The following is a 22,545-nucleotide window of genomic DNA, read 5'->3' on the forward strand; positions in this document are numbered from 1 at the left end:
CCCGGGCCTGCTCGTTTAAAGGGGCTGGTGGGAAACTGTCCCTATGCGGAACCTCATCATGGTGGTCTTCGTCGAGGAAGTGGCCGAGGGGCTCGTCTTTCCCCGCGATGACTGGCCGCTGCACATCACCCTGCTGAGGTTCGACGTCGATTCCTCTCCAGGGAGCCAGCCCGACGTCGTCGATCACCTCGCCGCGCTCGCCGCGGCACCCGTGGCGGGCGCGCTGGGGGCGGAACTCACCGTGGGCGGCGAAGAGAAGTTCGGGCGGCAGGGTTCCATCCCGGTCAGCCTGGTGGACCCCCACCCGATCCTGCAGGGCTTGCACGAGGAACTGTTCGACGCCGTCGCGGAGCTGGGCGGGAATGTCGCCACCCTGCACCACACCTTGGAGGGCTACCGCCCCCACATCTCGCACCACAACGGCAAGCGGCCGCACGAGGGCGACGCCGTCCTGTTGGACCGCGTCGCCCTCGTGGACATGGCGCCCGGCGGCAAGCACACGATCCGCCGGATCCTGAAGCTGTGGCGCCTCGAGCCTGAGGTGCGCCTCGAGCCCGAAACTAGGCGATGACCCCGTCCACCAGCTTCTTGGCCTCGTCCTGGACCTGCTTGAGGTGCTCGGCGCCCTTGAAGGACTCGGCGTAGATCTTGTAGACGTCCTCGGTGCCGGAGGGGCGCGCCGCGAACCAGGCGTTCTCCGTGACCACCTTGAGGCCGCCGATCGAAGCGCCGTTGCCGGGGGCCTCGGTGAGCTTGGCCGTGATCTCCTCGCCGGCCAGCGTGGTGGCCGTTACGTCGGAAGCGGAGAGCTTGCCCAGCTTGGCCTTTTGCTCGCGCGTTGCGGCGGCGTCGATGCGGGCGTAGACGGGTGAGCCGAACTGGTCGGTGAGGCCCTTGTACAGCTGCGAGGGCGAGGAACCGGTCACGGCCGTAATCTCGGAGGCGAGCAGGGCCAGCAGGATGCCGTCCTTGTCCGTGGTCCACACGCTGCCGTCGCGCTTGTTGAAGGAAGCGCCCGCGGACTCTTCGCCGCCGAATGCGCCTTCGCCGGAGAGCAGGCCGGGCACGAACCACTTGAAGCCCACGGGAACTTCCACGAGCTTGCGGCCGAGGCCCGCGGCCACGCGGTCGATGATCGAGGAGGACACGAGCGTCTTGCCCACCACCGAGGCCGGGTTCCAGCCGCTGCGGTTGCGGTACAGGTAGTCGATCGCGACGGCGAGGTAGTGGTTCGGGTTCATCAGCCCGCCGTCGGGGGTGACGATGCCGTGACGGTCGGCGTCGGCGTCGTTACCGGTGGCGACGTCGTAGCGGGCGTCCCCGGAGGCGACCTTCTGGATCAGCGAGGCCATGGCCGACGGCGAGGAGCAGTCCATGCGGATCTTCTCGTCCCAGTCGAGGGTCATGAACGCCCACTGCGGGTCGACGGTGGGGTTCACCACGGTGAGGTCCAGCTGGTGGCGCTCGCCGATCTCGCCCCAGTAGTCCACGGAGGCACCGCCCATCGGGTCGGCGCCGATGCGCACGCCGGCGCGGCGGATGGCGTCCAGGTCCAGCACGGAGGGAAGGTCGTCCACGTAGCTGCTGAGGAAGTCGAACTTTCCCGTGGTTTCGGCCTTGAGGGCATCATTGAGCGGGATGCGCCTGACGCCACGCAGGCCGTCTTCCAGCAGTTCGTTGGCACGGTTGGCGATCCAGCCGGTGGCGTCGGTGTCGGCCGGGCCGCCGTGCGGCGGGTTGTACTTGAATCCGCCGTCGGCCGGCGGGTTGTGGCTGGGGGTGACGACGATGCCGTCCGCCTGCGGGCTGCCCGGTGCGGCTTCCCGGTTGTACTTGAGGATGGCGTGGCTCAGGGCCGGCGTCGGCGTGTAGCCGTGGCGGGCGTCGATGAGGACGGTGACGCCGTTCGCGGCAAGGACTTCAAGGGCGGAGTTCTGTGCGGGTTCGCTCAGTCCGTGGGTGTCCTTGGCGAGGAACAGCGGCCCGGTGATGCCCTGGCCGGCGCGGTATTCGACGATCGCCTGGGTGATGGCGAGGATGTGGCCCTCGTTGAAGGACGCCTTCAGGCTCGAGCCGCGGTGGCCGGACGTACCGAAGGCCACGCGTTGCGAGGGATCGCCCAGATCCGGCTTGACGTCGTAGTACGCGTCAAGGAGGGCAGTGAGGTCTACAAGGTCCTGGGGAAGGGCAATTGTGCCCGCACGGCTAGCCATTGCCCCAGCATGCCAGACCGTTTCGTGGCGTTGAAGTGATGTGACCGCGAATTGGCCCCTGTGACGGCCGGTGTCGCCGCAAACGCCGGAGGATTCATCGTCCGTTTACCTGTCGTGCGGCGGTAGGCTGGGCAAAACAGCACTTCACAAGGGGGAACTCATGAGTGAGCAGCCAGGCAAGCCGGACGAAACGCCCAAGAAAGACGCCCCGCAGGGGTACGAACCGCCGTCGTTCATCCCGCCGAGTTCGGAACCCTACGGTACGGAGCAGTCGGGTGCAGGGCAGCCCGCCCCGGGCCAGCCGGATTCGGAGCAATACGGACAGCCGGCCGCCCAGCCCGGCGCCTACTCCCAGGATGCCGCTTACGGCCAGCAGCCGTATGGCCAGCCGGCCAGCCCCTATGGCCAGCAGCCGCAGCCGTACGGACAGCAGCCGTACGGACAGCCGGCCAGCCCCTATGGCCAGGCGCCCGGCCAGGCAGCGTACGGCCAAGCAGCGTATGGCCAGCCGGCCAGCCCTTACGGCCAGCCCGCCTACTACGGCGTTCCCGCGGAACCGAAGGGCCTGAGCATCGCGGCGATGATCTGTGGCATCGTCGGCCTCGTGTCCGGCGGGTTCCTGGGGCTGCCCCAGATCGCCGCCGTGATCCTGGGCCACATCGGCCTGAAGAAGGAACCCGCAGGCCGCGGTTTCGCCCTGACCGGCCTCATCACCGGATACATCGGAGTCCTGTTCGGGCTGTTGTGGCTCATTTTCCTGATCGTCGCCCTGTCGGCCGCATCGCAGTACGGCTACTACCGCAACTGACAGACGACGACGGCGGCAGGCACTCCGGCGGGAATCCCGCCAAGGTGCCTGCCGCCGTCGCTGTTTAACCGCCGTCGCTGTTTGACGGTCGCGTCTAGCGTGGGGCGGTCAGCGCACGCCGGCCATCAGCCTCTTGATGGCCGGGGTGCCCGCGGCAAGCGCCACGGCGAGGACCACGGCGGCACCGCCGACGCCCACGAAATAGGGCAGTTCGTCCTTCGGGTTGTACAGCCCGGCAAGGATGCCGGCGAGCGTGGTGCCCAGGGACACGGACAGGAAGAACAGCGCCACCATCTGGGTGTGGAACGCCTGCGGGGCGAGCTTGGTGCTCACGGACAGGCCGATCGGAGAGAGGAACAGCTCCGCCAGGGTGAAGAGGAACAGGATGCCCACCAGCGCCAGCAGCGGGGTCTTGCCTTCCCCGGCGAGCGGGATGAAGGCCAGGAACGCCAGGCCCATCACCAGCAGGCCGGCGGAGAACTTCAGGGGCGAGCTCGGCTGCTTGTGGCCCAGCCTGGTCCAGAGCGCGGCCATGACGCCGGCGAAGATGATGATGAACACCGGATTGATGGACTGCACCCAGGCGGCCGGCATCTCCCAGCCGAACAGCGTGCGGTCCAGCTTCTCCTCGGAGTACACGGCGATGAACGTGAACTGCTGCTGGAACAGGGCCCAGAACGCGGCGGAGGCAATGTAGAGCGGGATGAAGGCCAGCACCCGGCTGCGCTCCACGGAAGAGACCTTGGGGCTGCGGAAAATCAGCACGAAGTAGATCACTGAGGCGCCGATCGCGGCGTAGGCCATGGACCGGGCCAGGTTCTCCGCGTTGACGATCCCGGTGGCCAGCAGTGCGGCGATCACGGCGGCGACGGCCAGGAAGATGAGCCCGTAGCGGCCGCGTCCGGTGGCGGGCAGCGGGTTCGGCACGTGGTGCGCTTCCTGCGGCAGCTTGCTGCGGTTGATCGCGTAGATGCCCAGGCCGATGGCCATGCCGATCGCGGCGGCGCCGAAGCCCCAGTGGAAGCCGTTGCTTTCCTGCAGCCAGCCGGTCACCAGCGGGCCCACGAGGCCGCCGATGTTGACGCCCATGTAGAAGATCGAGAAGCCGGCGTCGCGGCGCTCGTCCTTTTCCTTGTACAGGGTGCCGACCAGGGCGGTGGCGTTGGCCTTGAGGCCGCCGGATCCGATGGCCACGAGCACCAGGCCGGCGATCAGGCCGGGGATGCCGGGCAGCAGGGCCAGGGCCACGTGGCCGGCCATGATCAGGATGGCGGAGCCGAAGAGGACGCGTTCGGAGCCGAAGATCCGGTCAGCCAGCCAGGCGCCCAGGATTGTCGAAAGGTACACGCCGCCGCCGTAGGCGCCCACCAGGCCGGCGGCGAGGGTCTGGTCGATGGCCAGCCCGCCCTTCTCGGCGGTGAAGTACATGTAGTAGAGGAGGATTCCCTGCATTCCGTAGAAGGAGAATCGCTCCCACATCTCTACGGAGAACAGGCTGGCCAACATCTTTGGGTGGCCAAAAAAAGAGGTGTCACCCTGGGTTTTGGCCGGGGACACCGTATCTAAAGGAGTGCTCATTTACACCATGCTGACACTGAATGGTAGTCAATGTCACATTGTGGACGCCCAGCGCGGGCCGAAGAGCGCCCGAAACCCCGCTCAGACCGGCAGGACCGGTGCTCCCCGCTGCTCCTCCAGCTGCGCTGCGAGCTGCAGGAGCAACAGCTCCGAACCCGCCTTGCCGATCAGCTGGATGCCGGTCGGCAGCTCGCCAGGGGCGTCCGCCGGGACATTGACCGGGATGCTGACCGCGGGCAGCCCGCACACGTTCACCATGGAAGACCAGGGCGCGAATTCGCACTGCCGGCGGTAGTCGTCGTCGGGATCGCAGTCCCAGCTGCCGCCCGCTCCGCTGAACCAACCCACCGGCCGCGCTGTCTGTGCCAGCGACGGCGTGAGGATGACGTCCCACTGCCCGTACTGCGCCACGGTTTCCTGGGTGAACCCGCGCAGGAACGCCACGGCCTCGGCCACCTTCCGTGCGCTGCGCTGCTGTGCCCGTTTCCGGAACGTCCGGGTGAGGGGCGTCAGCAGGGCCTCGCGCTGCGGAAGGATCCGGGCGCTCCCGACGCCGGCCGTCCAGGCCGCGGTGAACGCGTCCGGGTAGCGGTTGTCGTAGCGGACCTCGGTTTCGAAGACGGCGTGGCCGGCGGCTTCAAGGAGCGCGATGCCCCGGTCCAGTCCCGCCAGGGCTTCGGCGCTGGTGTCGAACGGGAAGGCTCCGCTCCACGGACTGTCCAGGCTGACGCCGATCCGCAGCCGCTGCGGTTCGCGCCGGACTCCGGCGAGGTAGCCGCCGTCGGGCTGGGCCTCGCGGGGGACCAGGGCGTCCAGCATCAGCGCCGTGTCTGCCGCGTTCCGGGCCAGCGGTCCGGCCACGACCAGGCGCGCCGCGTCTCCCGGGCTCTCGCCGGCCGGCACCAGCCCGCGTCCTGGCTTCAGGCCGAGGATTCCGCAGGCCGCGGCGGGGATACGGATGGAGCCGCCGCCGTCGCTGCCCGGGGCGAAGGGCAGGAAACCGGCCGCCACCGCGGCAGCGCTGCCGCCCGACGAGCCGCCGGAGCTGCGGCTGAGGGCGTGCGGATTGCGCGACGGCGGCGCTATCCGGTTCTCGCTGTAGGCCGTCAGCCCGAACTCGGGAACCTGGGTCTTGCCCAGCGAAACGGCTCCGGCGCCTTTGAGCGCGGCGGCCAGCGCGCCGTCGGCGGGTGCCGGCTTGTGCTCCAGCGCGGCGCTGCCGTGCGTGGTCACCACGCCGGCCACGTCCGTCAGGTCCTTGAACGCCAGCGGGATCCCGTGCAGCGGTGGCAGCCCGGGGAGGCGGCCCTCCCGCCGGAGCCGTGCGTGCAACGCGTCTGCTTCGCCGGCGTCGAGCAGCGCCTGTTCGGCGGTGACGGTGACGAAGGCGCCCAGCAGGTGGTTGCGGGCGGCGATCCGCGACAGGAAATGCGTGGCCACTTCGCGGGCGGACATGTCCCCGGCGGCGAGGCCGTCCCGCAGCTCGACGGCACCCATGTCATGCAACTCAGCCAAGGAAACGCGGCTCCAGACGCTCTTCGGCAACGGCCCCGTCCGCGGCAGTGATCCGGTACGCCGCCCGGTCCCGGACCTCGGCCACCACCTCCACCAGGTCGGTGCCCCGGTACACCAGCCCGACGCCGTCGTCGGTGCAGTGCGTTTCGCCCAGCACGCCCCCGGCCGCCAGGCGGTGGACCATCGGCCGGCGGGCGGGTTCAGAGTCGAAGTGGACGCCGTTTGCGTAGGGAAGCAGGGCCAGGCCGTTGGTGACCGGCTGCAGCTCGGGGCCGAAGGAATCGGTGGTGCCGCCTTGGAACCAGCAGATGGACCCGGCCGAGACGCCCGCCAGCACTACCCCGGACTTCCAGACCCGGCGGAGCACGGCGTCCAGGCCGTGCGCCCGCCACACCGCCAGGAGGTTCACCACCGACCCGCCGTGCACCCACACCACATCCTGCTCCAGCAGATACCCTTCGGGGTCCTCCTGGTTGGGCATCGTGAAGAGGTTCAGGTGGCTCAGGTCGAAACCCGCGATCCGGGCCGCCTGGTCCATCTCCGCGGCGAACCAGCGTTGGTCCCCGGACGCCGTGCCGAGGTGCGCGATCCGCGGCGCCCGCCCGGACACTCCGGAAAGCTCGACGGCGTAATGCACCAGGCGGTCGAACTCCAGCCGGGTGCGCTGCCCTGGCTTGTAGCCGCCGGAGGTGGCCAGGATGGTGGGTTCTCCGGCGGGCATGACAGGTCTCCTAGGCGTGTTCCGTTACCTTTCCCGCCCACCCTAGCGCCGGCGGACGGGAGCCGGAAGCGGGCCGGGTTCACGGGCCGTAAGCTGGAAGGAGTCGAAGAGGAGCGTAAGGACCGATGAGCGATTTCGAAACAATCCCGGCAAGCGAAGTCCCGGAGGGCGCAGTCATTCTGGACGTGCGGGAAGAGTACGAGTGGGCGGCAGGCCACGTGGCCGGCGCACTGCACATTCCGCTCGACCAGCTGCCGGTGCGCCTCGATGAGCTCGATGCCGACGAGGACCTCTTCATCATCTGCCGCACCGGCGGCCGGTCCATGCGCGCTGCGCAGTGGCTGGTGGGCCAGGGCTACACCGCCACGAATGTCGCCGGCGGCATGGACATGTGGTTCGAAGCCGGCCGGCCCATGGTGTCGGACAACGGCCTGAAGCCCGTGGTCCTCTGACGGCCCGCCGCCACCCAATACATAACCACTAAGGAATACTCGATGTCGGCATCCGAGCTGCGCTACACCTTCCTGGGCCCGGAGGGCACCTTCACCGAGGCTGCCCTGCTGCAGGTTCCCGGCGCTGCCGAGTCCACGAGGGTGCCGTGCTCCAGCGTGAACACCGCCTTGGACCGGGTGCGCCAGGGCGAGGCGGACGCCGCGATGGTGCCCATCGAGAACTCGGTGGAAGGCGGGGTCACGGCCACGCTCGATGCGATCGCCACGGGCCCCGAGCTGCGGATCGTCCGCGAAGCGCTGGTCCCCATCACCTTCGTGCTGGTGGCCCGCCCCGGCGTCAGGATCGGGGACATCCGCCGGATCTCCACCCACGGCCACGCCTGGGCCCAGTGCCGCCTGTGGATCGAGGAAAACATCCCGGGAGCGGAATATGTTCCGGGTTCCTCCACGGCGGCTGCCGCCGTCGGCCTCCTCGAAGACGAGGGGCATTACGACGCCGCCATCTGCGCGCCGCTCGTGGCGGCCGAACGCCCTGGCCTGAACATCCTCGCCGAGAACATCGGCGACAACCCCGGCGCCGTGACCCGCTTCGTGCTCGTCAGCCGTCCCGGTCCGCTCACGCCCCGCACCGGCGCGGACAAGACCACCGTGGTGGTCCCGCTGCCCGAGGACCGGCCCGGTGCCCTGATGGAGATCCTGGACCAGTTCGCGTCCCGGGGCGTGAACCTGAGCCGCATCGAATCCAGGCCGACTGGCCAGTACTTGGGGCATTACTTCTTCAGCATCGACGCCGACGGCCACGCCGAAGACGCCCGCGTGGCGGACGCCCTCGCCGGCCTGCACCGGATCAGCCCGGCCACCCGGTTCCTCGGCTCCTACGCCAGGGCGGACCAGGAGAAGACGGCCGTTGTTCCGCACACTTCGGACGCCGCGTTTGCCGCCGCCCACGCCTGGGTGAACGGCATCCTGGCCGGTGCGCCCGGCGTCGTTCCGGACGCCGAGGGCACGCCGGTCCTTTGACCGGGAATCCGGCCGGGCGGCCCCCTACCGCCGGGTAAGAACAGTGCGTATGCTTGCCTGATCCATAACGGATGGACCATGCCCCAAACGGAGGGAGCGGGCCATGACAGATAAGAGCAGCGACGCCGGCGGCCAGGGAATGATCGTCAACCCGAAACCGACAGTGGAGAACCAGGACTGGGACGGGGACGACGCCGACCGCGCCGACCGCCTGCGCTTCGAGGAAGAGCAGGCCATGATCCGCGAGCAATCCGAGGCCCGGGCGGCGGCAAAAGCCGCGGCCGAGGCGAAGGACCAAAAGGACCAGAAGGACGCCAGCTAAGCGTCGTCCTGGCTAAGCGTCGTCCCGCGGTCAGCGGACGCGCACCAGCAATGACCGCGCTTCCACCTTGACGGTGACTTCCGTCGCCGCGCCGGCGGGGTCGCCGTCAAGCTGTGTGGCCATCGGCTCGGAGCTGCGGATTACCACCTTCCCCGAACGGTAGAAGTTCATCACCGGCAGGTTCCTGTTGTGCTTGAACAGCACCTTGGCGTACATGGCGAGCCAGCCGATGGCGCTGCGCGGGCTCATCACCACCACGTCCAGCATGCCGTCGTCGATCATGGCCTCAGGGATGAAATCGATGCCACCCGGGATCAGCCCGCAGTTGGCGAACAGCACGCTGCGGATCTTCCGGGACTGTTCCGGCTCGCCGTCCAGGGAGATGCTGACGCGCTTGCGCCGGCCCGGCAGGTGCCGCACGCCGGCCTCGGTGTACGCAAGCCAGCCCACGGCCTTCTTAAGGCCGGCGTTGGTGTCGCCCACCACCTCGGCGTCCAGGCCCATGCCGGCGATGACCAGGAAGACGTGTTCGGAGGATTCGCCGGTCCGGCTGTTGGTGATGCCCATCCGGGCGGTGTCGATGTAGCGCTGATGGCCGAACAGGGCCGTGTGGACGTTGCCGCGGAGGTCGCTGACGTCCAGGTCGAGGTTGCGGGCCAGCAGGTTGCCGGTCCCCAACGGAACCAGTCCCATCGGGGTGGCGGTTCCCGCGAGGGCCTCGGCCACCACCCGCACGGTGCCGTCACCGCCGCCCACCAGGACGACGTCGGCCCCGTAGTCGAGCGCCGCGCGGGCCTGGGCATGGCCGGGATCCTCAGCCGTGGTTTCGAAGAAGGCCGGCGCATCCCAGCCGGCCAGCTCGCAGGCATCGGCGATCTCGCGCCGGGCATCTTCCGAGTGGCCCTTCACCGGGTTCAGTACCACGGCCACCTTCTGGGCGCCGGGCATCGGCCTGTGGGATGCACCGCGCACCGCGCTCCGGATGTGCCGGGCCTTGAGCCGGCGCACACCCCACCAGCTGGAGACCAGGAAAACCACCATGCCCCCAGCGAGAACCGCATAAAGGATCCAGTCGCCCATGATGCTCCAAGATTATCCCGGCGCGCCGTCCTTCCGGACCGCGCGGGGACCGGGGGGAGCACCGGGGGGCGCAATGACCGCGGAGGGCGCCTGCGATTAGATACCCTTGTCAGGTGATCGACGTAAAAGACCTCAGCGAAAACCCGGACAAGTTCCGCGCCAGCCAGCACGCCCGCGGAGCGGACGAGTCCCTGGTGGATGCGATCATCTCCGCCGACGCAGAACGCCGGGCCGCGCTGATCCACTTCGAAACCCTTCGCGCCGAGCAGAACGCCTTCGGGAAGAAGGTCGCCCAAGCCAAGGGCGAAGAGAAGCAGGCCCTGCTGTCCGAGGTCAAGGAGCTCGCCAACGCCGTGAAGGCCGCCTCGGCTGACGCCGATGCCGCCCAGGCCAAGCACGACGAACTCCTGCGCATCATCCCCAACCTCATCATCGACGGCGTGCCCGAAGGCGGCGAGGACGACTTCGTGGTGGTCAAGACGGTCGGCACTCCGCGCGAATTCCCGGACTTCGAGCCGAAGGACCACCTGGAAATCGGCGAACTCATCGGCGCGATCGACATGGAACGCGGCGCCAAGGTTTCCGGTGCCCGCTTCTACTTCCTCAAGGGCGTGGGCGCTCGCCTGGAGATGGCCCTGCTGCAGATGGCCATGGACCAGGCTATCGAGGCCGGTTTCGTTCCGATGATCACCCCCACCCTGGTACGTCCGGAGACCATGCAGGGTACCGGCTTCGATGTGAAGCACGACGCCGAGATCTACCGTCTCGCCGAAGACGACCTTTACCTTGTGGGCACCTCCGAGGTGGCCCTGGCCGGCTACCACGCGGACGAGATCCTGGACCTCTCCGGCGGCCCCATCCGCTACGCAGGCCAGAGCTCCTGCTACCGCCGCGAGGCCGGGTCGCACGGCAAGGACACCCGCGGCATCATCCGCGTCCACCAGTTCAACAAGGTGGAGATGTTCATCTACACCACGGTGGAAGAGGCCGAGGCCGAGCACGATCGCCTGCTCGCCTGGGAAGAGGAAATGCTGGCCAAGTGCGAGCTGCCCTACCGCGTGATCGACACCGCCGCAGGCGACCTCGGCATGTCCGCGGCCCGCAAGTTCGACTGCGAAGCCTGGGTCCCCACGCAGCAGGCCTACCGCGAGCTCACTTCCACCTCCAACTGCACCACGTTCCAGGCCCGCCGCCTCAACGTGCGCGAACGCGCCTTCGCCGAGGACGGTACGCCCAAGGGCACCCGCGCCGTGGCCACGCTGAACGGCACCCTGGCCACCACGCGCTGGATCGTGGCCATCCTGGAGCACCACCAGAACCCGGACGGCTCCGTCAATGTCCCCAAGGCACTGCAGAAGTACCTGGGCGGCCTTGAGGTGCTTCCGGTCCTGTAGGGGCGGGGATCGTGGGATTCCTCGCGGCAGCCGTTACCGGTCCCGCGCGCGATAGCCTCTGGGGGCAGCTCCAGCACGGAGTGGAACCATACCTCCGGAAGTAGGCAGCGTCGGTGGGGGCGGGGCAGGGTACCCGCGCCCCCAAGTCTTCACGGCGAATTCATCCTCTGCTGTGGGCTCGGTCCTAGTGGCTGTCGGTGGGCTCTGCGACACTAAGGACCATGACTACTTTGACTGACTCCTCAGTCGCTGGCATCGATGACCAGCGGAATGCAAACCACAAGCTCATGATCGCCCTGGACGTGGACGGCACCCTCGTGGACCACGACGGCCACATGTCGCCCGGCGTCCGTGAGGCCGCCAGGGGCGTTGTCGCGCAAGGCCACGACGTCCTCATCGCCACCGGCCGTTCCCTCAACGCCACCCTGCCCGTGATCGAGCAGATCGGCCTGGAACGCGGCTACGCGGTGTGCTGCAACGGCGGCGTGACCCTCCGCCTGGACCCGGCCCTGGACACCGGCTACGAGATCATCCACAAGGCCACCTTCGATCCCGCCCCGGCCCTCAAGGCCCTGCGCGAACGGCTTCCCTCCGCCAAGTACGCACTTGAGGACGAGGAAGGCAACTTCCTCTCCACCGAGCGCTTCCAGGACGCCAGCTTCGGCGTCGAGGCCGTCGGCGTCGACTTCCAGACCATGCTGGATGCGACCGCGGTGCGCGTGGTCGTCTTCAGCAGCGAGAACACTCCGGAGGAGTTCTCCACCGCCATCCGGCAGATCGGCCTCTCCGGCGTCACCTACTCGGTCGGCTGGACCGCCTGGCTGGACATTGCCGCCGCCGGCGTCACCAAGGCCAGCGCCCTGGAACAACTCCGCCGCCGGCTCGGCACCCACCGCAGCCACACGCTCGCCGTCGGCGACGGCCGCAACGACATCGAGATGCTCGAATGGGCCGGCCGCGGCGTCGCTATGGGCCAGGCCCCGGAGGAAGTGATCGCCGCAGCGGATGAGGTCACCGCTTCCGTGTACGACGACGGCGCCGCCACCGTCCTGCGCGGCCTCCTGTAAGGGCCGCACGGCTCCGCGGGCCAGCCCGGAACCGGGCTACGTGAAGTGCGTTGCGATGGGTCCGCCGCCGGCCTTGTCGACGATGGCCTGGGCTACGTCCCGGAGCTTGACGTTCCGGTTGCTTGAGGCTTTTTTGATGATTTCCATGGCTTCGGCCTGGCTGCACCGGTTCTGGGCGATGATGATGCCTGTTGCGACGTCGATGACGGTCCGGGACGTCATCGCGGCACGGAGGTTCGCCGCGGTCTGGCTGTGCTGCGCGATGAGGACGGCCAGGCGGAGTCCCTTGGACGCTTGCTGGACGTAGTCCGTTGCCCGTTGGATCGCTGCCTCGTCAAAGCCATTCACGGTTTCGGAGTAGAGATTCAAGCCGGCCTTGGCAGTGTCGTCAGGGAGTTGGAACGGCACGGCCAGCACGGACCGGATGCCGTTCTTGGCCGCCACCTCGGTGTAATCGGGCCAGGTTTCGTCCTTTTCGAGGTCGGGGATGTGGATCAGGACCCCTGTCCGCGAGGCCGTGAGGCACGGCCCTTCTTCGAACTGGTACTGCAGTTCATCGAGCAGCAGGGCGCGCTCGTCGCTGCTGGCCACCGTGGTGGCTGAGTGATGGCGGAGCATGGTCACCCCGCAGAAAACCCTGGCTTCGGGCGAACCGAGTGCGGCTGCCGAGTGGCGCGCCAACTCAGTAAGGAAGGCCTCGACATCGGGCGTATCGAGGAGCAGGTCCTGGATGTCCGCGGCCACAAGCTGCGTGTCTGTTGCTGGCTGCTCTTCCATGTGGATCTCCGATCCTGGACAACCGTTGAAAGCCATTGATAAGTATGCTTCTCTTTTAGGGAGTCTTGCAACCGGCTCACCCTCTTTATGCGTATGCCTAAGGGTGAACCCACGTGCAGCAAGCCCAGTCAATGCCTTCCTCCGAAAGTACCATCCGGCAGAGCTTCCGGGATGGTTTGGTGTTGGATCACCTGAATCTCGCGAAGGCCATCGCCTCCCGGTATACGGCGCACAATCACGACCTTGAAGATCTTCGCCAGGTTGCGTACATGGGTTTGATCAAGGCCGCCCGCGGATATGACGATTCCAAGGGCGTCGGCTTCCCGGCGTACGCCATTCCAACGATCGCGGGCGAGGTGAAGAGGTACCTTCGGGACCACTCCTGGGTGGTGCGGCCGCCGCGGCCCGTCCAGGACTTGCGGCGCCAAGTGCTGGCCCGGGCCGAGGAGATGACCCAGTCTTTGCAGCGCTCCCCGTCTCCGGAGGAGGTGGCGGCTGAGCTGGACATGGATCCTCGCCACGTGCGCGAAGCCCTAGTGGCTGGCACCAGCAAGCGGCCCGATTCGCTGGATGCCCCGGCGGGAGAAGACGGGGACGGTCTCCAAGGCCTGTTGCCGGGGGTCGGTGCATCCGGTGACCGGCTGGAGGACCTCCTTGCACTGCGGATTGCCATCCGGAGCCTCCCGGCAGAGGACCGCCGCCTGTTGTACCGGCGCTACTACCTGGAGGAAACGCAGGCCGCCATCGCCGCGACGCTGGGGACGTCCCAGGTGCAGGTCTCGCGGAAACTCGCAAAGATTCTGGTTGCCCTCCAGGCCCAACTGCTCGACGACGAAACCCGCCTCCGCGAGCGAGCCGTGCCTTAAGTACGGCAGCCCGGGACCGGGCGTCAGGTCCAGCGGCACGAAACTTCCCGCCGTCGTGATGTTTAGGACGGCGTGAACCGGGGAACGTTGCGGGTATGGGAGCAACCGGACCGCGTGCAAGCGTGGATGAGCTTTTGGGTGCGCGCGGATGAGCCGCGTCCTGGTAGCCAGGCTGGGCAGTATGGGCGACGTGCTCATTTCCGGGCCTGCGCTGCGTGCCGTCGCCAACGGAAGCAGGACTGACGGAAGCCGCCCCAACGACGTCGTGCTGCTCTGCGGGCCGGAAGGGGCGGACGCGGGGGAGATGCTCCCGGGTGTCACCGAAGTCCACACCTGGTCCTGCCCCTGGAACGCGAACCCGTCACCGGCCGTCACCGCCGGGGTGGCCGATGAACTGCTTGGGTTCGTCCGCAGTTCCCGGATTGAGGAAGCCGTAATCCTCACGTCCTTCCACCAATCGCCCCTGCCGCTGGCGATGCTCCTGCGCCTGGCCGGCGTCGGACGGATCACGGGTGCCGCCACGGACGGCGCCGGTTCCCTGTTGGACGTCCGGCTCACTCCCGGCGAAGACTTCCCTGAAGACCAGGCCGAAGCCGCCCGTGCCTTGGCCATCGCGCGGGCTGCAGGTTTCAAGCTGCCCCATGGTGATGACGGCAAGCTGCATATCAACCGGTCGCCGGACGACCTCGTCAAAGAACGCTCGGACGAGGGGCCCTACATCGTGGTCCATCCCGGCGCGGCAGCACCGGCCAGGGCATGGCCGGTGCTGCACCACGCAGCCACAGTCGAACTCCTCGAAGCCGAAGGTCACCGGGTCGTGGTCACGGGAGGCCCCGCCGAAGCTTCCCTCACGGCAACGGTGGCAGGGCCTTCTGCCCGCAACCACGGCGGCCGGACCAGCCTCCGCACGCTCGCGGCGCTCCTGGCGGGGGCCGCCGTCGTGGTCACCGGCGATACGGGACCCGCCCATCTGGCCGCCGCCGTCGGGACGCCCGTGGTGTGCCTTTTCTCGCCGGTGGTCCCGGCCATCCGCTGGGCGCCGTACGGGGTGCCGATGGAACTGCTGGGTGACCAGGAAGCGGCCTGCAAGGGCACCCGGGCGCGGACGTGTCCCGTTCCGGGCCATCCATGCCTGAGCTCAGTGACCCCCGATCAGGTTTTGGAGGCCGTGAAGCGGCTGCTCGGAGGCGTGTCCTCCCTTGCCACCCGACGAAAGGTGCGGAGCTCATGAGAATACTGGTGTGGCACGTCCACGGCGGTTGGCTGGAGGCATTCGTCAAGGGCCGGCATGAATACCTGATTCCGGCGGATTCCGACGGCGGTCGGTGGGGTTTGGAGCGCGGGGGACGTGAGTGGCCGGTCAGCGTGCAGGAAATAGACCTTGCCGCTATTGATCCGGACAGTGTGGACGTCGTAGTGCTCCAGCGGCCAGGGGAGATCGCTGCAGTGGCCTGGGCGCTGCGGCGCCAACCGGGAGTCGATCTGCCGGCCGTCTACGTGGAGCACGACGCACCCAGGATCGGTGTCCCATTCGCACGGCACCCGATGGCCGATCAACACACCATTCCCGTGGTCCACGTGACCCATTTCAACCAGCTGATCTGGGACACAGGCTCGGCCAGGACCACGGTGATAGAGCACGGCATCCCGGACCCCGGGCGGCTCGACACGGGAGAACGCGAAGAGATGGGCGTGGTGGTAAACGAACCGGTGAAGCGCGGCCGGGTGACGGGCACGGACCTGCTGCCCGGCTTCGCCAGGGTGGGGCCGCTGCGGGTGTTCGGCACGGCGACGGAGGCGCTGCCCGACGCCTTGAACCTCACGGGCCACGGACCCGGCAAGGAGCAGCTCCTCATCGCAGGGGATGTTGCGGCTCCGCAACTCCACCGCCAGCTCTCGCGCTGCAGGCTCTACCTCCACCTGTTCCGCTGGACGTCGCTGGGACGTGGCCTCCTGGAGGCGATGCACCTGGGCATGCCCGTCGTGGCGTTGGGCACCACGGAGACACATCGTGCGGTGCCGCGCGGCGCGGGGTTGGTTTCCAACGACGTGGGCGAACTCCAGGTGTTTGTGCGCCGCCTCCTCGATGATCCGGACGATGCCTACGCCATGGGGCTGGTGGCCCGGGAGGCGGCGTTGGAGCGCTACGGCCTGGGGAAGTTCCTGAATGCCTGGGACGAGCTCCTGGCCGAGCTGGGCGCGGGCCGCAGGCAACACCGCCAGCCTTCCGCGGACGCGCCGATGAAGATCCCCATGGTTTCGGACCATGAAGCCAACCCTTCCAGTGCGAAGGAATCACCACCGAAAGGAACCGCATGAAAAAGCATCCACCCGGCCGCATCATCGTGACCGGGGGCGGCTCCGGCCTCGGGGCCGCGATCGTCGAAGTCATCCTCGACGCTGGAGGGACGCCGTTCGTCTTCGACCACGATGTCAGCAAGGTGTCGGGCGTGAAGTCGTTGCAAGTGGACGTCTCCAACCGGGATGCCGTGGAGAAGGCAGTCCATGAGGCGGCCGAGAGCCTCGGCGGCATCGACGGCGTGGTGACGGCGGCCGGCATCGACCGCAGGGGCACGCTCGGGGACATCCCTGCAGACGAATGGGAACAGGTCATCGGCGTAAACCTCGTGGGCACTGTTTCCGTGGTGCGCGCCGCGCTGCCCTATCTCAAGGAATCCCACGGTCGTGCCACCACCATCGCATCCACCCTTGGAATCCGCGCCGTGCCGGAAGCCACGGCATACTGTGCTGCGGAATTCGGCATCATCGGGTTCAGCCGCGCGCTCGCGGCGGAAACCCGGGGAACCATCGGCGTCACCACCATCATCCCGGGCAGAATGAAGACCCGCGCCTTTGACCACAGCGATGACCAATACAAGCCGCCGGCCGGGTCCATGCTCAACGATCCCGAAGACGTGGCCCATGCAGTGGTGTTTGCGCTGTCCCAGCCAATCGGCAGCGAGGTGCGTGAACTGGTCATCTGCCCCGCAGAGGAAGCCTCGTGGCCGTAGCCACTTCCTGAACAGCGCCGGCCACGGTGGTGCCCCCCGATTGGGGGTGGGGGCACCGTCGTCGCCGACGCCAAGACTCAGGCCGGCGACGACATGACGGTGATCATGCGACGCAGGCTCATGGCTACCGACGCGGCCGCGTTCACCGAGGCTTGGCCCGCGGCCGCGTCCGTGATGGCCTCAGTCAGGGCCGCCACCTTTTCCCGGGCCCCCGCCAGCCGGTTCCCGAGGTCCCCCGCTTCCTCGCTCCGCCATCCGTCAATGACGGCCGCAACGGATTCCAGCGCCGGGGACAGCGTGCTGAGGACACTGTCCGGGATCACGGTGCCGGCGCCTTCTTCCCAGATCACGCTTGCCAGCACGTCCGTGATGTCTTGGACGTGGAACGTCAGGCGCTCCACCGTCCGCAAGCCGCGGAGATCACCGGGGACTCGGCCGGCACGACGGCGCGACCGGGGGTTCGCTTTCGTGCTGAGGCTCGCTTCGTGCACCGCTGTCCGCACAGCCGCCGCGGTGGCTGACAGTTTGCCGCTGCGGCCGGCCCAGGCTTCATGGTCGGGCGGCCACGATTCCTGCATCGCAGCCGCCATGTCGGTGAGCTGCCGGGACAGTGCACGCCGGTGTCCAGCCAAGGCGGGATCAATGCCTTCAAGATGCAGCGGCGGGAAGACCGTCCAGTTGACAGCGAACCCCACTGCGACACCCATGGCCATCTGGAGGACATAGGCGAACGAAAACCCCTCCGCGTTGGAGTCGCCGAGGACAAGGACAAAGAGCGCCGCCACCGGAATCCACTCGGACGCCGTGCCCAGCCTGGGCAGGCCGCCGATCAGCACCCCGAGGCCCACCACGCAGGCCACCGCGATCGCGGTGGGCGCCATCACCGTGGTTGCGGCGAAGGCCATGCCGATGCCTAATGCAAGTCCCAGGAGGCTTTGCAGCCCGTGCCTTGCGGACGCTGCCACGGTGGGATGCATGCTGACGAGGGCACCAAGTGGCGCATAGTAGGGATAGTCCGAGGCCGGTCCCGGCATGAAGGGTGCGAGGTACCAGGCGAGTCCGGCTGCGGCGGCGGTTTTCGCGGCGAACAACAGCCTGTGGCGTGCAACGGTGTTCCGTAACGCGGGAATCAGCCACTCCCTTATGGCCGAGAGGCTCATCGCTCCAACGTAAACAGGTCAGCGGCAGCCTGTCGAGCCCCTGAAACAGCCCACCCGGGGTATCAGCGCACTTCGAGGATCAGCGACAGCAGCCTCGCCGCTGCCGGGCGGGCCGCGTGTTCCTCGGCCCACTGAGCTCTGGCCAGGGCCTTGCTGACCGCCTGCGTGGTGATGCCGAGCTCCTCGGCCACGGCCTTCTGCTGGCCCCGGACTCCAGGGGTCAGGAGATCCAGCACCCGCCATTCGGCGGCGGTGCGGTGCTGCACAACATGCCCCAGCAGGCGCAGCACGGCCTCGGATTCTGCCGCGAGTGCGGCTACCGGTCCCTCGACCGCCACGGTTACCCGCTCCTTGCCGTTGCGCAGCCGGTCGACGGCGCGGCGGGCGTAGACCAGTCCGTGCCCGGAGGCGTCCTTGATCTGGTTGGGCAGCGGTTCGTTCACCGGTCCGACGCCGATTCCCACGTACCAGTGCCCGCCCCGCAGGGCGATCAAGGCGGTCTCCACCGCCTGGTGCGGGCACTCCACGATTCCCTGGACCTCGTCCTCCACCGAGCGGTCGAAATCCAGCCGCGCGGGAATGTGCCGCAGGTCCTTGAGGAGCTGCGGCACGAGGTCGCCGTCGTGGCGGCTGTCGCGTTGATTGATCGTCAGCGTGAACATGTGGATCACAGCCTACCGGCAGGTAGCCATGCGGCAAACGCAGGGAAACACGGCGTCACCGGGCCGTGGCCAGTGCGCGTCAGTCCAGGCTTGTACGGCTGCTGACGACGGCGGGCGGCAGCGCCCGGGACGCGACGCGGGCAGCACCGGGAACACCGGCGTCGAGCATCGCCTGCTGTATCGCCAGCACGAGCGGGGCGGTCTCGCTCCTGCTCTCGAAGAGCCAGAAGCCGGTGCCCGTGCGGAAGACCAGGGCGTTCCTTCCCGAGACGCCGAGCGAGGCCTTCCTGCCCGCCGCGAGCATCCGGGACGGGGTGGTGCCCTCCGCGGTGGTGACGGCCTTGATGGTGGCGGAATCGATGTCCGACCAGCGGAAGACCACCGTGGTGTGCTTCTGGGCGATGCGCGCGGCAAGGCCGCCGTCGAACACGAGCAGCTTGCGGAAGCTCATCAGCAGCGTCAGGCACCACAGCAGCAGGCCCGTGAGGGTGCTGACCAGCAGATACATCGGAACATCGCTGAAGACGCCAGGCTCCCGGCTGGACCGGGGAGTCACGAACTCGCCGACGGCGCCGTAGGCAAACCCGACGGCCAAACAGGGCAGCAGGGCCTTCCAGTACACCTTGCTGGACGTGGCCACAAAGTGGAGCGCGCCGAGCTCAGGCCCAAGCCTGCCTTCGGCGCGCCGGACCAGCCAGCTACGGCCGTGCATCGGGCTGCCGGCCGTACAGCTTGGGCAGGCCCTGCCGTTCGGCCTCGGCCGCTGCCTTCGGATCCGGTACCGGCTGCTGGCCGCGGGCCAGTCCTGAGCGCAGGTCGATGGCCGTGAACTTGGCTTCGAAGCTGTCGCCGCCGCTGCCGCTGAGGGCCGCGGCGACCGTCAGGAGGGCGTAGAGCGGGGCGAAGGACCAGCAAACGGCACGCCAGCCGCCCAGCCAGGCGCCGGCAGTGGTGCCATCGGTGATGCGCACGCCCCGCATGCCGGACGCCGCATCACCCAGCCCGCCGAAGGCTCCGCAGATCATGCCGTAGCCGAAGAGCACCAGGAACCAGATCGCCGCCACGGCGCCGAAGAACGCGCCCGTGCTGGAAGAGAATGTGTAGGAGAGCGAGCCGAGGGCGTAGTTCTGGACCAGGCTGTTGAAGACCACGATCAGGACCCCGGCCACCGCAGTGACCACCAGCGCGTCAAGGACCCTTCCCCAGAAGTGGGGCCAGCCCGCCTTGCGCACGTAGTAGCTGCCGGTCTCGGTGTGGCGCCGGACGGGCAGGCCGTTGGCGGCGTCGACGAGGCCGGTGGACTGGGAGTGTTTGCTGCTCATGAGGACCTTCGGGACGTCGGATACGGTCGGGCGGGCTAGGACAGGCCTGCGAGGCCGCCAAGGATCCCGGCCAGGGTCTCCCGGGACGTTTCACGCAGTTCCAAGGAGACGGCGTCGCCCTGGGTGGAAGGGGTCAGCACGTGGACTGCGCCTGGGCCCGTGTAGACGGTGACGGTGGGGAAGTCCTCGGCGTCGGAGCCGAAAGCAACCACATTGCTCGCCGCGCGGGTGTCGGCCAGGGCCGCCGGCGCGGTCGCCTCGAACTCGGCCTCGGTGTAGGAAACGGCGTCGGTGTCGTGGGCAGCGGCTCCCTCGGGATCCACGAACGCTGCCAGGCGGTCCGCCAGCACCCGGCGGGCGACCACGGTGAAGCCGTGCAGGCCGCCGTCGTCCACTTCCTCCAGCAGCGCGCCCTCGGGGTGGGCATAGGCGTAAAGCCAGCGCCGGCCGGTGGAGACGGTGCGCTCAATCGAGACGACCGTGTCTCCGCTGCGGCGCAGCGTGAGGGCCCCGGTGATGTCTTCGGTGGCGTGCAGCCGGGTGGGCTCGGTTTCGCCCTCGAAGATCACGGGGTAGACGAGTTCCTTGGCCAGGAGTCCGCGCAGGGCCACCGCGCACATGATGTCCTTGCCGGCGTCCTGCGCCGTGAGCCACGGCAGGGCGACGATCTGCTCGCGCTGGACACCGTCCAGGGCCACGACTTCTTCGTCCGTCAGGGTGGGCAGGGCGAAACCGTCGTCGCTCGCCTTGCCCAGGACGGCAGCCGCGCAGCGGACGTCGCGCTCGGTCCAATTGATCGTGTTTGTAGTCATCCGAAAATTCCTCCTACGAACTTACCGACTGATTTGGCCGCGTTACTGACCCCGTCTGCAACCTTAGTGCCAACGTCTTTGGCGAATCCGGCCACCTCCTTGGCCCCGTCGGCGATGTAACTGCCCGGGTTCCTGGCGAAGTTGCTGATGGAATCCCAGTTGTCCGCCACGAGGTTGCCCAGTGCCCAGGCGCCGGCGACGAGTCCTGCCCCGATCACGATCGGGGCGCCGATCGGCCCCAGCATCGCCGCACCGCCGGCGGTCATGAGCATGATGCTGCCCACGCCGCCCACCACCGAGAGGCCGCCGGCCACCCGGTCTCCGGCGCCGCGCCAGCCGTCATGCTCGGGGCTGATCATGTCGCTGATGCCGCCCACGATGTTCAGGGGCGCCGCAAGGGCTCCGGCCACGCGCAGGCCCTTGGAGAACTTGGAAGCGTCCTGGAAAGCCTGGCTGTAGGGGATGTTCGCCTTGAGGTCGGAGATGACATCGGTGATCTTGCCGCCGCTGCGCAGCGAATCGAGGGCTTCGCGGAGCACGGTGCCGCCGGCGCGCCAGTTGGTGAGGATTTCCTTGGTCTTGGCGAATTCCTGCCATCCCAGTTTCCCCAGCTTGTACGCCTGCCAAAGCTGGGCGCCCACCTCCTTGACGCCGGTGGCGGTGTCGTACACGTCCTTGATGACGCCCACGGAGCTTTCGCCGCTCTTGTGGCTCGCGAACTCCTGCTGGTTGGCGTGCTTCTTCAGTTCGCTCGCGCCCGAGCGCAGCATGGATGCGGCCTTGATGAGGCTCTGGCGGTGCCTGCCGTTCCAATCGCTCTTGAAATGGGCGGCGTCCTGGCCCTTCCATGAGGTGTTCGAGTTGATGAGCTGCGTCAGCTGTGAGCCCTGCAAGGCGATGGTGTCCGCCGCCTTGCCCATGACCCCGGCCAGCGACCGCAGCTGCGCGATGTCGGCTCCATAGAATCCCGCCATCCGGATTCCCCCGTTCTCCGTGGTTTTGTCAGTTCCGACCCAGCCTATGGACCGGCCCTCCGCCGCGTCGATGGGGATCCCTCCCCATGCGGGCAGCAGTTAAACAGCGACGGCGGCAGGCCAGGTCCCATGGAACCCGGCCCGCCGCCGTCGCGCAAGTCAAAAGCGGTTGGGCTCAGTGGCCTTCTGCTTCGAAGCGCTTGATGGAGGCTTCCAGCTCGGCCTCGGCGGCCGCGCGGTCGGCCCAGCCCTCGGCCTTGACCCACTTACCCGGCTCGAGGTCCTTGTAGCGGGTGAAGAAGTGCTCGATTTCCTTGATGAGGAATTCGCTGACGTCCGAGACTTCCTGGATGTGGTCGAAGCGCGGGTCCGCGGGAACGCAAAGGACCTTGGCGTCTCCGCCGCCGTCGTCGGTCATGTTGAAGACGCCGATGGGGCGGGCCTCGACGATCACGCCGGGGTGCAGGTCGAAGTCCTGCAGGAGCACCAGGGCGTCCAGCGGGTCGCCGTCCTCGCCCAGGGTGTTCTCGAAGAAACCGTAGTGGGTGGGGTACTGCATGGACGTGAACAGGACGCGGTCCAGGCGGACGCGGCCGGTCTCGTGGTCAACTTCGTACTTGACGCGCGATCCCTTCGGGATCTCGATGGTGACGTCATGCTTCATGGAATGCTCCTTGACGGTATTGGCGTGGGCGCGGCAAAAGAACGGCCGTCGCCGCCGACTACTATTGAGGATATAGCGAGAGGTCCACGTTTCTTGAACCGGGGGACATCCAGGAAGTCAAAGGACC

Annotated in this window: 24 protein-coding genes; 11 read left to right on the forward strand and 13 right to left on the reverse strand. The window is 68.0% G+C overall.

Features of this window, described 5'->3' with window-relative positions; all coding sequences use genetic code 11:
• Positions 1 to 43: 43 nt before the first annotated feature.
• Positions 44 to 571: a 2'-5' RNA ligase family protein gene (locus tag D3654_RS11610; protein WP_120521649.1), complete on the forward strand. Its 528-nt coding sequence runs from the start codon at positions 44 to 46 to the stop codon at positions 569 to 571.
• Here D3654_RS11610 and pgm read toward each other — a convergent pair.
• Entirely contained in the window at positions 561 to 2,213 is a 1,653-nt protein-coding gene (pgm, locus tag D3654_RS11615) for a phosphoglucomutase (alpha-D-glucose-1,6-bisphosphate-dependent) (protein ID WP_120521650.1), read from the reverse strand. The two genes, D3654_RS11610 and pgm, sit on opposite strands and share 11 nt — an antisense overlap.
• 160 nt (positions 2,214 to 2,373) lie before the next feature.
• Here pgm and D3654_RS11620 point away from each other — a divergent pair, with 160 nt between their 5' ends.
• Positions 2,374 to 3,021 (forward strand): DUF4190 domain-containing protein, encoded by a 648-nt coding sequence (locus D3654_RS11620; RefSeq protein WP_120521651.1) that lies wholly within the window; start codon positions 2,374 to 2,376, stop codon positions 3,019 to 3,021.
• A 108-nt stretch (positions 3,022 to 3,129) separates the two neighbouring features.
• Here the strand turns inward: D3654_RS11620 and D3654_RS11625 are convergent, their stop codons facing one another.
• From D3654_RS11625 to D3654_RS11635, 3 genes are all read right to left on the reverse strand, one after another.
• Complete coding sequence (locus D3654_RS11625) at positions 3,130 to 4,599, reverse strand: peptide MFS transporter (RefSeq protein ID WP_120521652.1); 1,470 nt, start codon at positions 4,597 to 4,599, stop codon at positions 3,130 to 3,132.
• 81 nt (positions 4,600 to 4,680) lie between these two features.
• Positions 4,681 to 6,114: an amidase gene (locus D3654_RS11630; RefSeq protein WP_245413194.1), complete on the reverse strand. Its 1,434-nt coding sequence runs from the start codon at positions 6,112 to 6,114 to the stop codon at positions 4,681 to 4,683.
• Positions 6,107 to 6,835, reverse strand: a complete 729-nt coding sequence (locus tag D3654_RS11635; protein ID WP_120521654.1) for a Type 1 glutamine amidotransferase-like domain-containing protein — start codon at positions 6,833 to 6,835, stop codon at positions 6,107 to 6,109. The genes D3654_RS11630 and D3654_RS11635 overlap by 8 nt, the downstream gene beginning before the upstream one ends.
• 125 nt (positions 6,836 to 6,960) lie before the next feature.
• Between D3654_RS11635 and D3654_RS11645 the strand changes: the two genes are divergently transcribed.
• The 3 genes from D3654_RS11645 to D3654_RS11655 all read left to right on the forward strand — a co-directional run bounded on the left by D3654_RS11645 (position 6,961) and on the right by D3654_RS11655 (position 8,629).
• Positions 6,961 to 7,287, forward strand: coding sequence for a rhodanese-like domain-containing protein (locus tag D3654_RS11645; protein ID WP_120521656.1), 327 nt, complete (start codon positions 6,961 to 6,963; stop codon positions 7,285 to 7,287).
• 42 nt (positions 7,288 to 7,329) lie between these two features.
• Positions 7,330 to 8,307: a prephenate dehydratase gene (gene pheA / locus D3654_RS11650; RefSeq protein ID WP_120521657.1), complete on the forward strand. Its 978-nt coding sequence runs from the start codon at positions 7,330 to 7,332 to the stop codon at positions 8,305 to 8,307.
• Positions 8,308 to 8,410: 103 nt separating this feature from the next.
• Positions 8,411 to 8,629, forward strand: coding sequence for a hypothetical protein (locus D3654_RS11655; RefSeq protein WP_120521658.1), 219 nt, complete (start codon positions 8,411 to 8,413; stop codon positions 8,627 to 8,629).
• Between the two features lie 30 nt (positions 8,630 to 8,659).
• On the opposite strand, the gene D3654_RS11660 is transcribed toward D3654_RS11655, so the two are convergent.
• A complete protein-coding gene (locus D3654_RS11660; protein ID WP_120521659.1) occupies positions 8,660 to 9,709 on the reverse strand; it encodes a diacylglycerol/lipid kinase family protein in 1,050 nt (349 codons plus the stop codon).
• Positions 9,710 to 9,822: 113 nt separating this feature from the next.
• Here D3654_RS11660 and serS point away from each other — a divergent pair, with 113 nt between their 5' ends.
• Both serS and D3654_RS11670 read left to right on the forward strand, forming a co-directional pair.
• Positions 9,823 to 11,103 (forward strand): serine--tRNA ligase, encoded by a 1,281-nt coding sequence (serS, locus tag D3654_RS11665; protein WP_120521660.1) that lies wholly within the window; start codon positions 9,823 to 9,825, stop codon positions 11,101 to 11,103.
• Between the two features lie 221 nt (positions 11,104 to 11,324).
• Positions 11,325 to 12,170, forward strand: coding sequence for an HAD family hydrolase (locus D3654_RS11670; protein ID WP_120521661.1), 846 nt, complete (start codon positions 11,325 to 11,327; stop codon positions 12,168 to 12,170).
• Positions 12,171 to 12,206: 36 nt separating this feature from the next.
• Here the strand turns inward: D3654_RS11670 and D3654_RS11675 are convergent, their stop codons facing one another.
• Positions 12,207 to 12,947 (reverse strand): GAF and ANTAR domain-containing protein, encoded by a 741-nt coding sequence (locus D3654_RS11675; protein WP_120521662.1) that lies wholly within the window; start codon positions 12,945 to 12,947, stop codon positions 12,207 to 12,209.
• Positions 12,948 to 13,078: 131 nt separating this feature from the next.
• On the opposite strand from D3654_RS11675, the gene D3654_RS11680 reads away from it, so the two are divergent.
• The 4 genes from D3654_RS11680 to D3654_RS11695 all read left to right on the forward strand — a co-directional run bounded on the left by D3654_RS11680 (position 13,079) and on the right by D3654_RS11695 (position 16,824).
• On the forward strand, positions 13,079 to 13,813 hold the full coding sequence (locus D3654_RS11680; protein ID WP_245413195.1) for a sigma-70 family RNA polymerase sigma factor: 735 nt from the start codon (positions 13,079 to 13,081) through the stop codon (positions 13,811 to 13,813).
• 148 nt (positions 13,814 to 13,961) lie between these two features.
• Positions 13,962 to 15,044, forward strand: coding sequence for a glycosyltransferase family 9 protein (locus D3654_RS11685; RefSeq protein WP_120521663.1), 1,083 nt, complete (start codon positions 13,962 to 13,964; stop codon positions 15,042 to 15,044).
• Positions 15,041 to 16,132: a glycosyltransferase gene (locus D3654_RS11690; RefSeq protein WP_245413196.1), complete on the forward strand. Its 1,092-nt coding sequence runs from the start codon at positions 15,041 to 15,043 to the stop codon at positions 16,130 to 16,132. The genes D3654_RS11685 and D3654_RS11690 overlap by 4 nt, the downstream gene beginning before the upstream one ends.
• On the forward strand, positions 16,129 to 16,824 hold the full coding sequence (locus D3654_RS11695; RefSeq protein ID WP_120521664.1) for an SDR family oxidoreductase: 696 nt from the start codon (positions 16,129 to 16,131) through the stop codon (positions 16,822 to 16,824). Before D3654_RS11690 ends, D3654_RS11695 begins: the two co-directional genes overlap by 4 nt.
• A 77-nt stretch (positions 16,825 to 16,901) precedes the next feature.
• Here the strand turns inward: D3654_RS11695 and D3654_RS11700 are convergent, their stop codons facing one another.
• From D3654_RS11700 to D3654_RS11730, 7 genes are all read right to left on the reverse strand, one after another.
• Positions 16,902 to 17,984 (reverse strand): FUSC family protein, encoded by a 1,083-nt coding sequence (locus D3654_RS11700; protein WP_120521665.1) that lies wholly within the window; start codon positions 17,982 to 17,984, stop codon positions 16,902 to 16,904.
• 62 nt (positions 17,985 to 18,046) lie between these two features.
• Positions 18,047 to 18,646 carry a MarR family transcriptional regulator gene (locus D3654_RS11705; RefSeq protein ID WP_120521666.1) on the reverse strand — a complete coding sequence of 200 codons (600 nt, stop codon included), beginning with the start codon at positions 18,644 to 18,646 and terminating at the stop codon, positions 18,047 to 18,049.
• Positions 18,647 to 18,725: 79 nt separating this feature from the next.
• A complete protein-coding gene (locus D3654_RS11710; RefSeq protein ID WP_120521667.1) occupies positions 18,726 to 19,358 on the reverse strand; it encodes a hypothetical protein in 633 nt (210 codons plus the stop codon).
• Complete coding sequence (locus D3654_RS11715; RefSeq protein WP_120521668.1) at positions 19,345 to 19,968, reverse strand: hypothetical protein; 624 nt, start codon at positions 19,966 to 19,968, stop codon at positions 19,345 to 19,347. Before D3654_RS11715 ends, D3654_RS11710 begins: the two co-directional genes overlap by 14 nt.
• 35 nt (positions 19,969 to 20,003) lie before the next feature.
• Entirely contained in the window at positions 20,004 to 20,780 is a 777-nt protein-coding gene (locus tag D3654_RS11720; protein WP_120521669.1) for a hypothetical protein, read from the reverse strand.
• Positions 20,777 to 21,754 (reverse strand): WXG100 family type VII secretion target, encoded by a 978-nt coding sequence (locus D3654_RS11725; RefSeq protein WP_120521670.1) that lies wholly within the window; start codon positions 21,752 to 21,754, stop codon positions 20,777 to 20,779. Before D3654_RS11725 ends, D3654_RS11720 begins: the two co-directional genes overlap by 4 nt.
• A 175-nt stretch (positions 21,755 to 21,929) precedes the next feature.
• Positions 21,930 to 22,418 (reverse strand): inorganic diphosphatase, encoded by a 489-nt coding sequence (locus tag D3654_RS11730; RefSeq protein WP_074588706.1) that lies wholly within the window; start codon positions 22,416 to 22,418, stop codon positions 21,930 to 21,932.
• Between the last annotated feature and the right edge of the window lie 127 nt (positions 22,419 to 22,545).

This window comes from Arthrobacter celericrescens (assembly GCF_003614925.1).
Classification (GTDB): domain Bacteria; phylum Actinomycetota; class Actinomycetes; order Actinomycetales; family Micrococcaceae; genus Arthrobacter; species Arthrobacter celericrescens.

Bases quoted from the DNA above. Each gene is read 5' to 3' on its own strand.
- D3654_RS11645 (WP_120521656.1), top strand. From the start codon at position 6,961: ATGAGCGATTTCGAAACAATCCCGGCAAGCGAAGTCCCGGAGGGCGCA.
- D3654_RS11610 (WP_120521649.1), top strand. From the start codon at position 44: ATGCGGAACCTCATCATGGTGGTCTTCGTCGAGGAAGTGGCCGAGGGG.
- D3654_RS11660 (WP_120521659.1), bottom strand. From the start codon at position 9,709: ATGGGCGACTGGATCCTTTATGCGGTTCTCGCTGGGGGCATGGTGGTT.
- D3654_RS11725 (WP_120521670.1), bottom strand. From the start codon at position 21,754: ATGGCGGGATTCTATGGAGCCGACATCGCGCAGCTGCGGTCGCTGGCC.
- D3654_RS11635 (WP_120521654.1), bottom strand. From the start codon at position 6,835: ATGCCCGCCGGAGAACCCACCATCCTGGCCACCTCCGGCGGCTACAAG.
- D3654_RS11675 (WP_120521662.1), bottom strand. From the start codon at position 12,947: ATGGAAGAGCAGCCAGCAACAGACACGCAGCTTGTGGCCGCGGACATC.
- D3654_RS11620 (WP_120521651.1), top strand. From the start codon at position 2,374: ATGAGTGAGCAGCCAGGCAAGCCGGACGAAACGCCCAAGAAAGACGCC.
- D3654_RS11720 (WP_120521669.1), bottom strand. From the start codon at position 20,780: ATGACTACAAACACGATCAATTGGACCGAGCGCGACGTCCGCTGCGCG.
- pgm (WP_120521650.1), bottom strand. From the start codon at position 2,213: ATGGCTAGCCGTGCGGGCACAATTGCCCTTCCCCAGGACCTTGTAGAC.
- D3654_RS11695 (WP_120521664.1), top strand. From the start codon at position 16,129: ATGAAAAAGCATCCACCCGGCCGCATCATCGTGACCGGGGGCGGCTCC.
- D3654_RS11670 (WP_120521661.1), top strand. From the start codon at position 11,325: ATGACTACTTTGACTGACTCCTCAGTCGCTGGCATCGATGACCAGCGG.
- D3654_RS11625 (WP_120521652.1), bottom strand. From the start codon at position 4,599: ATGAGCACTCCTTTAGATACGGTGTCCCCGGCCAAAACCCAGGGTGAC.
- D3654_RS11680 (WP_245413195.1), top strand. From the start codon at position 13,079: ATGCCTTCCTCCGAAAGTACCATCCGGCAGAGCTTCCGGGATGGTTTG.
- D3654_RS11685 (WP_120521663.1), top strand. From the start codon at position 13,962: ATGAGCCGCGTCCTGGTAGCCAGGCTGGGCAGTATGGGCGACGTGCTC.
- D3654_RS11655 (WP_120521658.1), top strand. From the start codon at position 8,411: ATGACAGATAAGAGCAGCGACGCCGGCGGCCAGGGAATGATCGTCAAC.
- D3654_RS11705 (WP_120521666.1), bottom strand. From the start codon at position 18,646: ATGTTCACGCTGACGATCAATCAACGCGACAGCCGCCACGACGGCGAC.
- pheA (WP_120521657.1), top strand. From the start codon at position 7,330: ATGTCGGCATCCGAGCTGCGCTACACCTTCCTGGGCCCGGAGGGCACC.
- D3654_RS11730 (WP_074588706.1), bottom strand. From the start codon at position 22,418: ATGAAGCATGACGTCACCATCGAGATCCCGAAGGGATCGCGCGTCAAG.
- D3654_RS11710 (WP_120521667.1), bottom strand. From the start codon at position 19,358: ATGCACGGCCGTAGCTGGCTGGTCCGGCGCGCCGAAGGCAGGCTTGGG.
- D3654_RS11700 (WP_120521665.1), bottom strand. From the start codon at position 17,984: ATGAGCCTCTCGGCCATAAGGGAGTGGCTGATTCCCGCGTTACGGAAC.
- D3654_RS11715 (WP_120521668.1), bottom strand. From the start codon at position 19,968: ATGAGCAGCAAACACTCCCAGTCCACCGGCCTCGTCGACGCCGCCAAC.
- D3654_RS11690 (WP_245413196.1), top strand. From the start codon at position 15,041: ATGAGAATACTGGTGTGGCACGTCCACGGCGGTTGGCTGGAGGCATTC.